General features: G+C 33.8%; 15 protein-coding genes. 3 read left to right on the top strand and 12 right to left on the bottom strand.

Translation table 11 applies throughout. From position 1 onward, the window contains the following. Positions 1-167: 167 nt before the first annotated feature. On the bottom strand, positions 168-503 hold the full coding sequence (locus BN2665_RS06395; RefSeq protein ID WP_055666278.1) for a hypothetical protein: 336 nt from the start codon (positions 501-503) through the stop codon (positions 168-170). Positions 504-787: 284 nt separating this feature from the next. After that, positions 788-1,900: a M20/M25/M40 family metallo-hydrolase gene (locus BN2665_RS06390; protein WP_055666277.1), complete on the bottom strand. Its 1,113-nt coding sequence runs from the start codon at positions 1,898-1,900 to the stop codon at positions 788-790. Positions 1,901-2,334: 434 nt separating this feature from the next. Here BN2665_RS06390 and BN2665_RS06385 point away from each other — a divergent pair, with 434 nt between their 5' ends. Next, complete coding sequence (locus BN2665_RS06385) at positions 2,335-2,832, top strand: hypothetical protein (protein WP_055666276.1); 498 nt, start codon at positions 2,335-2,337, stop codon at positions 2,830-2,832. Between the two features lie 91 nt (positions 2,833-2,923). Here BN2665_RS06385 and BN2665_RS06380 read toward each other — a convergent pair whose 3' ends face one another. The 5 genes from BN2665_RS06380 to BN2665_RS06360 form a co-directional block, all read right to left on the bottom strand. Beyond that, the gene (locus BN2665_RS06380) at positions 2,924-3,343 is read right to left on the bottom strand and encodes a DUF3788 domain-containing protein (RefSeq protein ID WP_055666275.1); all 420 of its coding nucleotides are present in this window, start codon (positions 3,341-3,343) and stop codon (positions 2,924-2,926) included. Between the two features lie 76 nt (positions 3,344-3,419). Then, a complete protein-coding gene (locus BN2665_RS06375) occupies positions 3,420-4,235 on the bottom strand; it encodes a MerR family transcriptional regulator (protein ID WP_055666274.1) in 816 nt (271 codons plus the stop codon). 48 nt (positions 4,236-4,283) lie between these two features. Next, the gene (tsaA, locus tag BN2665_RS06370; protein ID WP_055666273.1) at positions 4,284-4,760 is read right to left on the bottom strand and encodes a tRNA (N6-threonylcarbamoyladenosine(37)-N6)-methyltransferase TrmO; all 477 of its coding nucleotides are present in this window, start codon (positions 4,758-4,760) and stop codon (positions 4,284-4,286) included. Between the two features lie 136 nt (positions 4,761-4,896). Then, complete coding sequence (pdxR, locus tag BN2665_RS06365) at positions 4,897-6,342, bottom strand: MocR-like pyridoxine biosynthesis transcription factor PdxR (protein ID WP_055666390.1); 1,446 nt, start codon at positions 6,340-6,342, stop codon at positions 4,897-4,899. Positions 6,343-6,359: 17 nt separating this feature from the next. Continuing rightward, positions 6,360-7,283 carry a D-alanine--D-alanine ligase gene (locus BN2665_RS06360; RefSeq protein ID WP_055666272.1) on the bottom strand — a complete coding sequence of 308 codons (924 nt, stop codon included), beginning with the start codon at positions 7,281-7,283 and terminating at the stop codon, positions 6,360-6,362. A gap of 243 nt (positions 7,284-7,526) precedes the next feature. Here BN2665_RS06360 and BN2665_RS06355 point away from each other — a divergent pair, with 243 nt between their 5' ends. Then, on the top strand, positions 7,527-8,018 hold the full coding sequence (locus tag BN2665_RS06355) for a hypothetical protein (RefSeq protein WP_055666271.1): 492 nt from the start codon (positions 7,527-7,529) through the stop codon (positions 8,016-8,018). 153 nt (positions 8,019-8,171) lie between these two features. Here the strand turns inward: BN2665_RS06355 and asrC are convergent, their stop codons facing one another. The 5 genes from asrC to BN2665_RS06330 form a co-directional block, all read right to left on the bottom strand. After that, the gene (gene asrC / locus BN2665_RS06350; RefSeq protein WP_055666270.1) at positions 8,172-9,137 is read right to left on the bottom strand and encodes a sulfite reductase subunit C; all 966 of its coding nucleotides are present in this window, start codon (positions 9,135-9,137) and stop codon (positions 8,172-8,174) included. 11 nt (positions 9,138-9,148) lie between these two features. Continuing rightward, positions 9,149-9,943, bottom strand: coding sequence for an anaerobic sulfite reductase subunit AsrB (gene asrB / locus BN2665_RS06345; RefSeq protein ID WP_055666269.1), 795 nt, complete (start codon positions 9,941-9,943; stop codon positions 9,149-9,151). Next, positions 9,936-10,949 carry an anaerobic sulfite reductase subunit AsrA gene (asrA, locus tag BN2665_RS06340; protein WP_055666268.1) on the bottom strand — a complete coding sequence of 338 codons (1,014 nt, stop codon included), beginning with the start codon at positions 10,947-10,949 and terminating at the stop codon, positions 9,936-9,938. The genes asrB and asrA overlap by 8 nt, the downstream gene beginning before the upstream one ends. A gap of 14 nt (positions 10,950-10,963) precedes the next feature. Next, on the bottom strand, positions 10,964-11,734 hold the full coding sequence (locus BN2665_RS06335) for a formate/nitrite transporter family protein (RefSeq protein ID WP_055666267.1): 771 nt from the start codon (positions 11,732-11,734) through the stop codon (positions 10,964-10,966). A 69-nt stretch (positions 11,735-11,803) separates the two neighbouring features. Beyond that, on the bottom strand, positions 11,804-12,493 hold the full coding sequence (locus BN2665_RS06330) for a Crp/Fnr family transcriptional regulator (protein WP_055666266.1): 690 nt from the start codon (positions 12,491-12,493) through the stop codon (positions 11,804-11,806). Positions 12,494-12,663: 170 nt separating this feature from the next. On the opposite strand from BN2665_RS06330, the gene BN2665_RS06325 reads away from it, so the two are divergent. Further along, positions 12,664-13,305, top strand: a complete 642-nt coding sequence (locus tag BN2665_RS06325; RefSeq protein ID WP_055666265.1) for a DUF4397 domain-containing protein — start codon at positions 12,664-12,666, stop codon at positions 13,303-13,305. The last annotated feature ends 16 nt before the right edge of the window (positions 13,306-13,321 follow it).

The following is a 13,321-nucleotide window of genomic DNA, read 5'->3' as shown; positions in this document are numbered from 1 at the left end:
TTCCTCCTTTTCATAACTTTATTAAGACAGGATTTAATGATTAATGCATTAAGTATTTAATTAAATATATTGTATTACACATTATACCAATTTAATGATATAATTGGTAATATAATTTACTATACTATTAATTAACAAAACAAAAAAGCGACCGGCGTCGCTTTTTCTTATAAAGTGTATTTAGTAGCATTTATCCCCTTAACACCCTTTTTATAAACTCTATCTTTTCTAAATTTCATGGTATTTTCATAAGGGTGTACTTTGTTTCCTAGACTATTTTCTTCCTTCCTTGAAAAAACATCTTTAAAAGAAAACTTTCCTTTTCTCTCTAAAAATGCTTTTCCTTCATCGTTACAGCACCCATCTTCTACGTAGGAGTTAAAATTATTTATTATATTTTCCTTTGCCGCTTTTCTTAGTTTATAAGCTGTATAAGCTCCTGCTAAAGTGGCAGCTCCAAAGGCTATCATTGTTCCTGCTAATCTTGCATTTTTTCTTTTCATTAATAAAACCTCTCTTTCTTGTTGATTTAGGGTAGAGTAGCTCCAAAATATGCCTACATTTTCAGGAGTTATTCTTTCCATGACTAATCAATTTATAACTATACTTTTATTTTAATATTATATTCTATAATTATATCATTTTATTGTTTACCTAATAGCATGGTATTTATTCATACACAATAATTAATAGAATAAATTTCTATAGCTTATATCCCCTTGCTTAGTAGATAAAATACATAAAGTCTCTATTCCCGCACATGAAAATAGAGACTTTATTATTCTAATTATTTCGCAGTTTTAATTAATTCTAATACTAACTTTGAAGTATTCACTAAATCTTCTATTCTTAAGTGCTCTTCTAAAGTATGTGGTTTTCTTTCTCCTATACCAAGGTTAACAGCCTTTATTCCATTACCATTTAGTACATTTGTATCACTGCCGCCGCCTGTAGCCGCAGTTTTTGAAGTAAAGCCTAAATTATTGCAGGCTTCTTTTACATAATGAACAATTTCATCATTTTCTTCTATGACAAAGGAACCATACATTCTGGTTACTTCGATTTCTGCCCTGGCACCAAACTTCTCAGCAGCTTTTTCAAAGCATTCCACCATATGAGCACTCTGTTTATCAAGCTTCTCCATATTTAAGCTTCTTGCCTCTGCCTTTATTATTATCTCTGGGCACACAATATTAGTAGCGCCGCCTCCATTTATACTTCCTATGTTGGCAGTAGTTTCTTCATCTATTCTAAGAAGTTTCATATTACTAATAGCCTCTGAAGCCACTTGAATAGCGCTTATACCTTGCTCTGGGCAAACTCCTGCATGAGCAGGCTTTCCAAGGATTTTAACATCTATTTTATCTTGAGCAGGTCCTTTTATTACTATTTCCCCTGGCTCTCCACCACTATCAAGGACAAAAGCCTTTTTAGCCTTAAGCTTAGAATAATCTAAGTTTTTTGCACCAAAGAGCCCTCCTTCTTCAAAAATGCTGAAGGCTATTTCCACTGGTCCATGCTCTATATTGTTTTCTTTTATAACTCTTATAGCTTCAACTATAGCAGCTATTCCAGCTTTATTATCTCCTCCAAGGATAGTTGTACCATCACTATAAATTACCTCCTCCTTGATTATAGGTTTAATTCCATTACCAGGAGACACCGTATCCATGTGACAGCTAAATAGTATAGCTTCTACATCTTTGGTGCCTGAAAGCTTAGCTATAACATTTCCAGCATTGGAACCCACTTTTTCTCCCGCATTATCCATATGAGCATCTAAACCTAAATCCTTAAGCTCTTTTAATATAAATTCAGCAAAAGCTTTTTCATTCTTTGTTTCACTGTCTATTTGAACATACTTTATGAACTGTTCTACAATTCTTTCTTTATTGATCATTTATATCTCCTCCTTAATTTGATAACGCTAAATTTAAATTCGTTTTTAAAACGATTACATTATAAAATTATCATATTTTTTATAAAAAATAAAGCTACTAAAAATTTTGTTTAGAAAAAGCATTGCTATAATATAAATTTCTTTAAATATACGCTTTTTATTTTATAATGTTTTTTATTTACTTTTAAGAATTCCATAAAAAATCTTATAATAATTTAATATATAAGCTACAACTATAGAAGGATGTGAAAAACATAGGTGTTCTTTTTCACGGGCCGCTCGTGGGGCTCCACGCGCGGTGTAGGGAAACCTATAGAACACCTTTTTTCACAGCCTCCTACATACATTACAGTAAAACCTATTAATCAAAAGAACCATAGTATTAAATTGGATATTATGATATTATATGGTTATAAGTATATTGGGGGTTTGCTATGAGTGAGAAATTATTTATATTCTTAATATGTGCTGAGCTATTTAAAATTATTTTGCATTTACTATTTATATACAATGTAAAAAGAGAATGGATAGAATTAAATTTTAAGTTAATGATTACTACTAACTTTTACCTCTGTAAATTACTTTTAACCATACTTTTAATTTTTCATTCCTGTGCTTTCTTACTTAGGCATAAAGATTTAAGTTCTATCTCCTTATTAATATTAGCTCTATCGTTGCTGCATTCTCTTATTGTTTCCACTGGCTTAATATTTACTGAAGAATTTGCTCTTATAAAAGGTGAAAAAATTCCTTATGCTGCAATAAAACATATCCATATAAAAGAAGATGTATTTTTTCAAAGCAGAAATTCCTTAAAGATAGCTTTTGATGCTTCTATTGGTTCTATTAAAATATCTATTAAGAAAGGATATTTAAAGCAATTATTATCAAGCTTAAAAGCTAATGAAAGCATGGTAACTTATGATATGTGAATATAATCAATATTGTTTAATTAAGAATATTTAACTCCTATAAAAAAAGCGGCGTATAATTTAACGTCGCTTAAAATATTTTTTCACATATCTATACTAGTTTTTTATTGGGCTTTTTCTTTATAAGTATAAGCTTTTTTATATCTTCTACCAATTCACTATTCACCAAGTTTATATATAACCACTTTCCATCATGATATTGATGAGTACTATCATAAAACTCATTAATATTTTTAGAGAAATCTGCTCTTGAGGCTTCAAATTTTTCACGTTCTACTTTCCCGAAAATCACCAAAATCCTAATTTCCTGCTCTCTTGCATATAGCGCACAAAGAGTTTTACCGCTTTTTCGATATTTAAGTTCATAGACACCGGATTTTCCGCCTTTATCCCAAAGAAAATCAATATTATAATTTGTTTTGATAAAGTTATTAATATCACACCATATTTTAAATATGTTCTCTCCCATGAGTGAAATCAATTCTTCTTCTGAGGGTATCTTTTCAAGCATTTTATTCCTCCTCTCTACATTTATATATAGTTTATCATGTGGAATATGACATCAGTATGTCATATTATTAAAGGTGTCATAAATCTTTATTAATTGGTATCTGTATTTCTATTAAATAATTCTTCGGATCCTTTTCATTGTAAGGACCCCTATGCAGAATTTGTCTTGATGTTCCGCTGAGTTCATAGTTATTTTTTTCTAGCCATTCTGAAAAGTATTGATATGCTGGCGCAATATTTTCTAATCCTCCAGTAATCATAATAGAAGCTGCGCAGGGAACGGGCTCCACACTTCTGAAAGTAAAACCATTCTTATCCTTTCCTAGCTTTTCTACTTGAGCTGCAACCTCTACATCGATACGATTTTCTTCGTACTCTTGGTCATGATATATTGTAAAGTCAAAATTACTGCAATGTATTTTTTCTTTTTTTATAAAAGCATCTAGCTTTTCCCATTGTTCGCCTTCGTTCCAGTAGCTTGGAATAAATTCTCTTAAAGATACAACATTATAAGCTGGAAGGGCTTTTAATGTAACTTCATAGGTCATATTAATTTCTTTTGTGCCTAAAGAATTTATAATTTTTTCAAGATTCTTAAGTTTTCTGTTTTCCACATCTATAGTTTTCACTACTTCTTTTTGCTTTTTTTCCATATATAATCTCAGTAAATTTTCATTCTTCTCTTCCAAGATAACAGCAATTTCAGCTACTAGGAAGCCAGCATCCCTTAATGCCACTATTTTTTTCAACCTAGAAATCTGCTTTGCAGAATATAATCTATAACCCGAAAATTTATCCACCTCCGCAGGTTTTAAAAGTCCCATTTCATCATAATATCTAAGCATTCTGCAGGATACCTGTGTAAGCTTAGAAAAATCACTGATTTTAAACATATGAATACCTGCCTTTCTACCTCATAACACCGGCATAACTACGCATATTTAAAAATTAAATTCCTTTTCCCAATTAAACTCTCCAGACTCCTCTAAACACTTTGGCCAGTGCGAACACCAATCAGGTGATGAAAAGCTGGATACAAGATCTAAACTTGGAGTATAGGGCTTAATATCAAGGACTGGGCTATTATCTTCAGCATCGATATAAGCTAGATAAATGCGGCCCTTCTCTGTATCTATCTCAGTGACTTGACAAGCAGTAAGGGCTATGGGATTAGGTCTCATAGGCGAACGTGTAGCAAATATCCCCATAACTTTAGGGGAATTCTTATAAGGTGCTTCTACCTCTAAGATGCTTCGATATTCTTCGCTGTCTAATTGATGGAACCACCATAAAACATTTATATGAGTAAAGCCATCTAATTGCTTTATAGCTGGAATATACTCACTATTCAGTTCTATAAAAAACCTTCCTTCATTAGTTTTCACATGGCCTACGGGCTTAACATTGAATGTTTTCATTATTACTTCCTCCACTTATCATATTTTTCATACCATAATTATATAGGTACTATATTTAGTCTAATCCTTAACATGATGTGAAGGTCAACGCCATAATATAAAAAACGTAATATAAAAAACTTAAAGAAAAATATTTCTACTCTAAACTCTTAACTACCTCACCAATTATTTTTATACCCTTCTTTATCTCCTCTTCACTGAGTCTTGAAAACCCTAATCTAAGAGTAGAAATTTCCTTGCTATTATTATAAAAAATGTCTCCTGGGGTAAATAGAACACCGCGTTCATAGCAGAGCCTTAATACTTCCCTAGAATCTATACCCCGCTTTAATTTTAGGAACACGTGAAGCCCGCCTTCCCCCATTATAAATTCATGGGGAATATATTCCTTTACTTGCTGAATAGTAAAGTTATATTTATTTTTATAAATTTTACGAGCCTTTTTAAGATATTTATTAAAAGCTCCGCTTTTCATGTAGTGATAAAATACCCCTTGGTCTAAGAATGAGCAGTGTATAGTCTTTGCTCGTTTAACGCTCTCTAGTGTATCTATTAAAGCCTTATCTGCTAATATCCAACCAATTCTAAGCCCAGGAAATAAAATTTTTGAAAAACTTCCTATATACACAACCCCGTTGCCCCTGGAAGCCAAGGCCGCCATAGGCTCTATAGGCGAGCTTGAGTATAAAAGCTCTTCATTAAATCCATCTTCTATTATAGGCACTGAGTATTTTTTAAATAAATCATATACCTTACGTCTTCTTTCTCCCTTCATCACTATACCCGTAGGATTATGATAGGAGGGTATGAGGTAAGCAAGCTTAGGACTCTCTTCCTTTAATGCTTTTTCTAATTGAGCTACATTGATACCGCCTTCATCCATGGGAACGCTCAATATCTTCAAGCCATAAGCTTTCATTATTTTCAATGCAGTATTATGAGTGGGCTCTTCGCATAAAATTATATCCTTAGCATTGGTTAAGGCTGCTAAAATTATATCAAAGCCTTCTGTAAAACCATTAGTTATTAGTATATCCTTCCCCTCAGTATTGACACCTTTCTCTCTCATATACTGAAGCAGATATTCAATTAGGGGTTTGTATCCTTTAGCATATCCATAGTTAAGCAGCTTTTCACCTTCCAATGACCATATCTCTAAGAAAGACCTCTTAAATTCCTCTAAATCAAAAAGCTTTTCCTCTGGAGCAATGCTCTTAAAGGAAATCATCCCCTTCTTCCAAGGAAGTTCCGTTTTAATTATATCAAGAGTCTCACAAGTTTTTCCATAATTATTGATTTTATCTTCCCAGTGAATATTATAATCATCCTTTACTATTTTCGCTTCTCTAGCTACAAAGGTGCCTTTTCCTTTTTCGCTTAGGACTATTCCTTGGCTCTCTAAGTTCTCATAGGCAGTGACTATGGTATTTCTGCTTATGTTTAACAATTCACTAACTTCTCTTGTAGAAGGTAATTTACTGCCTTTTTTCAATTCTCCCTTTTCAATGCTTTTAATTATATGCTTTTCTATCTGAGCATATAGTGGTTCTTCCTTATTTATTTCTAGACTTGAAAAAATCAAAGAATTATCACCTCTTATTAACAAAAATGCTCTCTATCTTTATAGATGTCTCTTTGTGATGCCTTAATGATATTATCTAGTAAAACGCTATATTCCATGCCAGCAAAGCTAGCACTTCTAGGAAATAGGGAGTTTTTAGTCATTCCCGGTAATGTATTTAGTTCAAGCACATAGGGTACGCCCTCATGGACTATTATATCAATCCTCACATAAGCTCTACAATCAAATATTTCCCAGCAAGCTATTGCAATTTTATTCATTTCCTCTTCTAAGACTTTTGGAAGCTTCGCTGCCACCTCTTCTGCTCCTCCATCCAAATATTTAGACGAATAATCAAAGAACTCTCCCTTAGCTTTAATCTGTAATATGGGTAAAACTTCACCATTTAAAACAGAAATAGTGTATTCCTCTCCCTCTAAGTATTTCTCAATCAATAGCTGCTCATCATATTTAAAAGCCTTTTCTATGCTCTCCATAAGAGCCTTTCTGTTTGAAACTATAAAAGTCCCTACACTAGAACCGCCATTATTAGGCTTTACCACCATTGGATAACCTAAAGTTTCTATTAGCTCTATAGACAGCTCCTTATTTTCATTCACAATAAAGCCTGGAGGTGTAATTATGCTCTCTGCCTTCAATATCCTCTTACTTTGTTTTTTGCTCATGCATAAGGCACTAGTTAAAACACCACAGCCGGAATAGGTCGTAGAAATGCTCTCTAGCAAGGCTTGAATGCTTCCATCCTCCCCGAAAGCTCCGTGAAGAGCTAGGAACACAAAATCTAAACCTCTAACCTTTTCTAAAACCTCATCTTTTGAATCTATCACAATAGGAAAAACTTCGTATTTCTCTTTATCCATATATTTCATAATCTCTTCCCCAGAAAGAAGAGATACTTCTCTTTCTGAAGAAACTCCTCCCATTAACACGCCAACCTTCATAGCTAACACTCCTTTTTACATAACGATTATATTTTCTCTCATTTCTTAATATAATTATATGAGCAGAGATTGTATAAGGTAAGAACCACCATAGGGGAAGTTTTAGGACTACGTGGATTACATACCCTTACTAACAGTATGATTACATTTTTATCATTTAAAGGAAAACTTTTGAAATAAAAATTTGTATTATGTATAATAAGGTAAAATCGCAATAATATTGTAAAGAAAAGGAGTAAAGCCGTGAAAAAGGTGATATTAGCTTTAATTGCAATGTTCATTATACTTCTTACTAGCTGCGGTAAAAGTCCTGCTAGTGATGAAAAGAAAGCAGCAGATTATGCTAAAGCTAAAGGCTATAGAATTACTTCTAGAGACGGGAAAGCGCGTAAATACACCTTAGAAAAAAGTAAGCTTTATGGTGCAACGGGAACTATACCTTGTCAACAAGTCTGGGCTGTACAGAAGGTAAAACCAGATAAGTATTTGGGAAAAGAAATAATTATATATGGATTCACTGTAAAAAATCATCCCTTAGAAAGAATAACCAAACAAAGAAGGAATACTAGATTATATATCATGTTATCAGAGGGTGAAGTCATTGGTGGTTATTCCTATCCTAATGCTGATGTGTCGGGATGCTTCTATTCATTAGATGGAAAAACCTTAGAAGAAGTAACGGGATTAACCTTTAAGGAATGGCAAGAAAGCTGGAAAAAGAAATACGGAAACTAGCATTAAAAATAAGTAAAAATAATCCCCAAAGCTTTTAGCTTGAGGATTATAGGGTTTCTATATCGAAACTTAACTTATACATGTTCCAAAATCACAGCTTTAAGTGATTATGGTACATGTATAAGTTACTAGTTGAGTTAGAAACCCTATTTTTTATTTATAATATATTCCTGACCAATAAATGTTATGTGCTACCTTAGCCTTGGGTCCAAGGTTCACATCCTTTAGTGCCCATTTTTTATATTCTTCAAAGCCTGTTCGGTCTACTATATATCCTATATGCTCTTTTCCTCCTGGAGCATCTCTGTCTATATATTCCTGGATATAATCATAGGTATTTAATATTATTTTAATAATACTGTCCTCATCTACCCAAACTATGAAATCTTCTGCTAGTCTTGGATTCTTCTTACCGCTTCTTCCCATGATGGCTAGCCTATAATATTTTTCCTTACTTCTCGTCCAAGCTCCTGTAGGGCATTTCCCTACGCATTCACCGCAACCTATGCACTTTTCATGGTCTCTCACTACCTTGAAGTTCTCAAAGCTTAGTGCTCCTGTGGCTCTCTTTTTACAGTTGGTAACACAGGCTTGACAACCTACACATCTGTAGGCATCATATTGGGGTTCTGTCATACCCATAATGCCGAAGTCGTGCTGTCTCACCTTTAAGCAGTCATTTGGGCATCCTGTTAGAGCTACCTTCACATGATAGTCATTAGGAAATATAGCTTTTTCAATTCTCTTGGCAAAGCTAGTGGTATCATAATTTCCGAAAGGACAGACCTTATTTCCTATGCAGGAGGAAACATTCCTGGTGCCTGCAGCTGAATAGCCAGTGTAAGGGTCTACTTGATTTATTCCTAAGCCTTCTATAACAGGCTGCAGCATTTTATTTATCTCCGGTATATATTTCATTTCAATATCAGGTATTTCAAAGCCCTGTCTTGTGGTTAGGTGCACTGTGCCATTACCGTATTTCTCAGCGATGTCTTTTAGTACATCGAAATGCTTAGCCTCCATATGACCGCCTGGCACTCTTATTCTTATGGCGGTTAAGCCTCTTTTTTTAGTTATTCTATAGGCGTTTTTCTTTAAAATCTTGGTATTTATATCCATGCTTGCGCCTCCTAATCTATTAAGGTTTTTCCTTTAATATAGTTAAATACTGGACCTTCTAAGCATATATAAGTATCATCAATCTTGCAGTGGCCGCATTTTCCTAGACCACAGCACATCTTTCTTTCCTGAGAAATCCATATATTTTCTTCCTTAATGCCGCGCTTTAAGAATTCTGCCACGGTGAATTTCATCATTATAGGAGGACCTACCACTATTACCTGAGCCTTTTCAATGTCCTTGATTTCTACTTCCTTCACATAATTGGTGATAAGGCCTGTATTTCCTTCATAGCCTTCCTCAGCTTTATCCACAGTTAACACTAAATTTATGGATTTTTTCCACAGCTCTAGGTCCTCTTTAAATAGAATATCTGAAGGAGATTTAAAGCCTACCAACAAGGAGAAGCCTTTTACCTCCTGTGGATTCTCAGCAAAGTATTCCACAATACCTCTTACTGGGGATAGACCTGTCCCTCCAGCTGCCACTATTATCTCTTTTTCTTTATAAAGCTCTAGGTCAAAGCCATTGCCATAGGGTCCTCTTAAAAACAGAATCTGTCCAGGGTGAAAATTGTGTATTTCCTCTGTTACTACTCCTACTCTTCTAATGGTTAAGTCTATATGATTTTCTCCAATACCACTCACGGATATAGGGGCTTCCCCGTATTTAGGTAAGGATACTTCAAAGAACTGTCCCGGTTTTACCTCTCCCTTAAAGGACATTCTAAAGGTATATTCTATATCTGTATGCTTAATTATTTCTAATATAGTTGATTTAAAGGGCATATATGGGTTATTACTCATGGCTCTTCACCTCTTTCATAGCTGCTTCTAGCTTATTAACACAGTTTGAGAAGGATATATATTCTGGACATATATCATCGCATCTTCCACAACCTGTACACATATGATAACCAAATCTCTTTTTATAATCATAAACCTTGTGCATAACCTTAAATCTCATTCTCTGACCTTTATCCTGCCTGAAGCTATGTCCCCCAGCCATAGAAGTATAGCCATCTACATGACAGGAAGCCCAAACTCTCCTTCTCTCTCCATTCTTAGGATTATCCTTATAGAATATATCCTGCATGGTAAAGCAAGTACAGGTTGGACAGACAAAATTACATCTTCCACAGGCTATGCATCTTGAGGAATATTCCTTCCACATTTCAGAGTTCATCACCGATAAATCCAGATTATCTGGAATATTTATCTTTACTTCATTTTCTTCTACATAATCAGGTGTTACTGCTGCTTCTTCCTTTTCTACATCTTTAAATAAACTCTTTAGTTCCTCATCCTTAATGTCCAAGTAAACTTGTTCATCTTCAAGCTTTAAATACATATCATATTCTTCATTCTTATTAGTTCCCATGCTTACACAAAAACAGTTATCAAAACTTTTCTCACAGCCTATTAATATAAACTTAGTTCTTTCTCTTAAAGCCTTATAATAAGGGTCTTCAAATCCATTTTTTAAATATATATCATCTAATCTTTTTAGAGCATGAAGATCGCAGCTTCTTAGTACTACAAGAGCTCCTTTTTCTTCTTTTTTAGGTTCTATCCATTGATCCTCTGTAAAGTAAAACAGAGTTTGAGTTATGGGCAATAAAACCTCTTTAAAAGAAAAGCTAGATTTCTCATTGAAAACTATTTCCTCTATGGAGTTTACTTCACCATATCTTATGATATCCGTATCCGAAAAAGTACCTTTTCCTTCAAACACCTTTGGTGCAAATAACCTATAATTATTTATTCCTCCAATAATTTCATTGAAGGCTTTTGCTGAAATTTTAAATCCCATTTATTAATTCACCTCTACTTCTCTCTTGATATAAACCAATAGGGAACTCCTATGAATAAGGCTCCGCCTACTATATTTCCTAGGGTAACTACTATTAAATTATAAGCATATCCCCCTAAAGTAACTGCAGCTAACTTCCCTGGAAGCATAAGAGCTGTAGTTAAAAGAGTCATATTAGCTACACTATGCTCAAAACCTGTGGTTATAAAGGCAAAAAGACACCAGAATATCATAATGAGCTTAGCAGTTTCTTCCTTTAGCTTTATACTGCACCATACAGCTAGACAAACCAGCATATTACAAAGTATCCCTCTAAAAAATAATTGAGTAAAATCTGCTGTCATCTTTGCTGAAGCGGTTTTAATTATAAAATCTCCTATATTTTTGTTAGCTAGTCCTGAAAGAACAAAAGCAATAGATATCAAAATTCCTCCGAAAAGGTTTCCAAAGTAACTGTAGAGCCAAACTCCACCTACTTCCTTCATGGATACTCTCTTCTCTAAGGCTCCTATGGTCATAATCATATTATTGCCTGTAAACAATTCTGAACCTGCCATTACAACTAGTGATAAAGCTATCCCAAAGCTCATACCCATAAGTATCTTTGTCATAGGGGAATTGGCCGCATTTAAAGTACCACCTATAACAAAAATTAATAGAATTCCAAAGCCCACATAGACTCCTGCCATCATTGAGGCTACAAAATACCTAGCCCTACTTCTTTTTAAGAGATTGCTTTTAGCTACCGCAGAATTGCACACTTTGTTAATTTCTTCACTAAACATGTTAAAAATCCCCCTTAATGCATTTACCTTAATTTTAAAATATCATTAAAAAAAGGTATGTGACCTATATCACACACCTTTAAAATATTTAGCTAAGGCATCTCTGTTTTTAATAATGAACTTTCTATTCTTTATCTGGATTAATCCTTCATTTTCTAAGGTCCTTAAAGCTCTAGATATGGTCTCCCTAGGACTTCCAAACATATCTGCTAGGTAGGTTACCGTAATATTTAATGCAATTTCCGTCCCTTCTTCTCTTTCTACACCATAATCCTTTGACAATTTCCAAAGCTTTGCTGCCACTCTCTTATCCACCTTTATGGCCACGGTATTTTTGATTTGCCTGTAGCATCTTCTTATTTTCTTGCTCATGGAGTTAATGACCTTCTTAGTAAAGTTAAAATCTCTAGACATTGCATTTAAAAAGTCCTCTTTTTTGATGCCCATTATAATAGCTTCTTCAAAGCCCTCGCAATTTATTGAAGCAGCTACATCATCCAGTATCACTTCATTGATAATAGAATTCTCACCTAAAATAAATATAATCCTCTTTTGGGCATCTTCAGAGATTCTATAAAGAGAAACTTTTCCCTTGAGCACAATATATATAGTATTTACCTTCTCTCGCTCTCTAAATAAGTGTTTTCCCTTTTCAAGCTTTATCCTTAAAGCTTTTTCACAAAGTTCCTTTTGAATATTTCCATCCAAGTTCTTAAATAATTCTAGATTCTTTATATCCTCCATACCTATTTTGCTCATAAAATCCCCCTTTACATATAGCTATCCCCAGAGTATTTTTCTTTATATTTTATATTGTAACCCATACTATAGGGTTTGTGTATCGAAACTTAACTTATGATATATGTACACAATTTAATTTTAAATTCATATTATAATAGTGTTCATAAAGTTAAAGGAGAAAAGTATTTATGTTTTATTATCCCTATGATCCCATGATGACCAACTTGTATAGACCTCCTCAAGTAAACTCTTTCATCAGGATATCTAATGTTTCACCCGGATCACCTGGTCTAGATGTTTATGCAAACGAAAATTTACTGATTGCTAATATTTCTTATAAGCAAATATCTCCATATATAGCTTTACTTCCTGGTCAATATAATATAAAGGTTTATCGTACTGGCACTACTACAAACCCTCTTATAAGTACAAATATCTATATCCAGGAGAACACTGCATTTAACATGGCTATCATAGGAAAGTTCCCTGATATAAGCTTACTCCCTATCCAGGAGCCAATCACAGCTGAAACCTTCGGAAGGCCCTGCATACGATTTGCTCATTTATCTCCTTCTGCACCAGCTGTTGATATAGTCCTAGCACAAGGTACAAAAATATTTACTGATATAAGTTATAAAACAGTTACTGATTATGCTTGTTTTCCACCAGGAACCTATACCTTCCATATAAATGCTACGGGTACCAATAATATATTATATACTATTCCTAATGTAGCTCTCGCTGCTGATACTTATTACACCTTATACTTAGTTGGCGAAGCTGATGGAACTCCTCCTTTAGAAGGTATAATATTATCTGAGCCTAGATAAAAAAAGGATCTGTTGA

This window comes from Desnuesiella massiliensis, assembly GCF_001403615.1.
GTDB lineage: Bacteria > Bacillota > Clostridia > Clostridiales > Clostridiaceae > Desnuesiella > Desnuesiella massiliensis.
Note: the sequence above shows the minus strand (reverse complement) of the source record. Positions and strands in the feature narration are given on the sequence as shown.

Bases quoted from the DNA above. Each gene is read 5' to 3' on its own strand.
- tsaA (WP_055666273.1), bottom strand. From the start codon at position 4,760: ATGAAAACATTCAATGTTAAGCCCGTAGGCCATGTGAAAACTAATGAA.
- BN2665_RS06390 (WP_055666277.1), bottom strand. From the start codon at position 1,900: ATGATCAATAAAGAAAGAATTGTAGAACAGTTCATAAAGTATGTTCAA.
- BN2665_RS06385 (WP_055666276.1), top strand. From the start codon at position 2,335: ATGAGTGAGAAATTATTTATATTCTTAATATGTGCTGAGCTATTTAAA.
- asrA (WP_055666268.1), bottom strand. From the start codon at position 10,949: ATGGGATTTAAAATTTCAGCAAAAGCCTTCAATGAAATTATTGGAGGA.
- BN2665_RS06330 (WP_055666266.1), bottom strand. From the start codon at position 12,493: ATGAGCAAAATAGGTATGGAGGATATAAAGAATCTAGAATTATTTAAG.
- BN2665_RS06325 (WP_055666265.1), top strand. From the start codon at position 12,664: ATGTTTTATTATCCCTATGATCCCATGATGACCAACTTGTATAGACCT.
- asrC (WP_055666270.1), bottom strand. From the start codon at position 9,137: ATGGATATAAATACCAAGATTTTAAAGAAAAACGCCTATAGAATAACT.
- BN2665_RS06375 (WP_055666274.1), bottom strand. From the start codon at position 4,235: ATGTTTAAAATCAGTGATTTTTCTAAGCTTACACAGGTATCCTGCAGA.
- BN2665_RS06380 (WP_055666275.1), bottom strand. From the start codon at position 3,343: ATGCTTGAAAAGATACCCTCAGAAGAAGAATTGATTTCACTCATGGGA.
- BN2665_RS06335 (WP_055666267.1), bottom strand. From the start codon at position 11,734: ATGTTTAGTGAAGAAATTAACAAAGTGTGCAATTCTGCGGTAGCTAAA.
- asrB (WP_055666269.1), bottom strand. From the start codon at position 9,943: ATGAGTAATAACCCATATATGCCCTTTAAATCAACTATATTAGAAATA.
- BN2665_RS06395 (WP_055666278.1), bottom strand. From the start codon at position 503: ATGAAAAGAAAAAATGCAAGATTAGCAGGAACAATGATAGCCTTTGGA.
- BN2665_RS06360 (WP_055666272.1), bottom strand. From the start codon at position 7,283: ATGAAGGTTGGCGTGTTAATGGGAGGAGTTTCTTCAGAAAGAGAAGTA.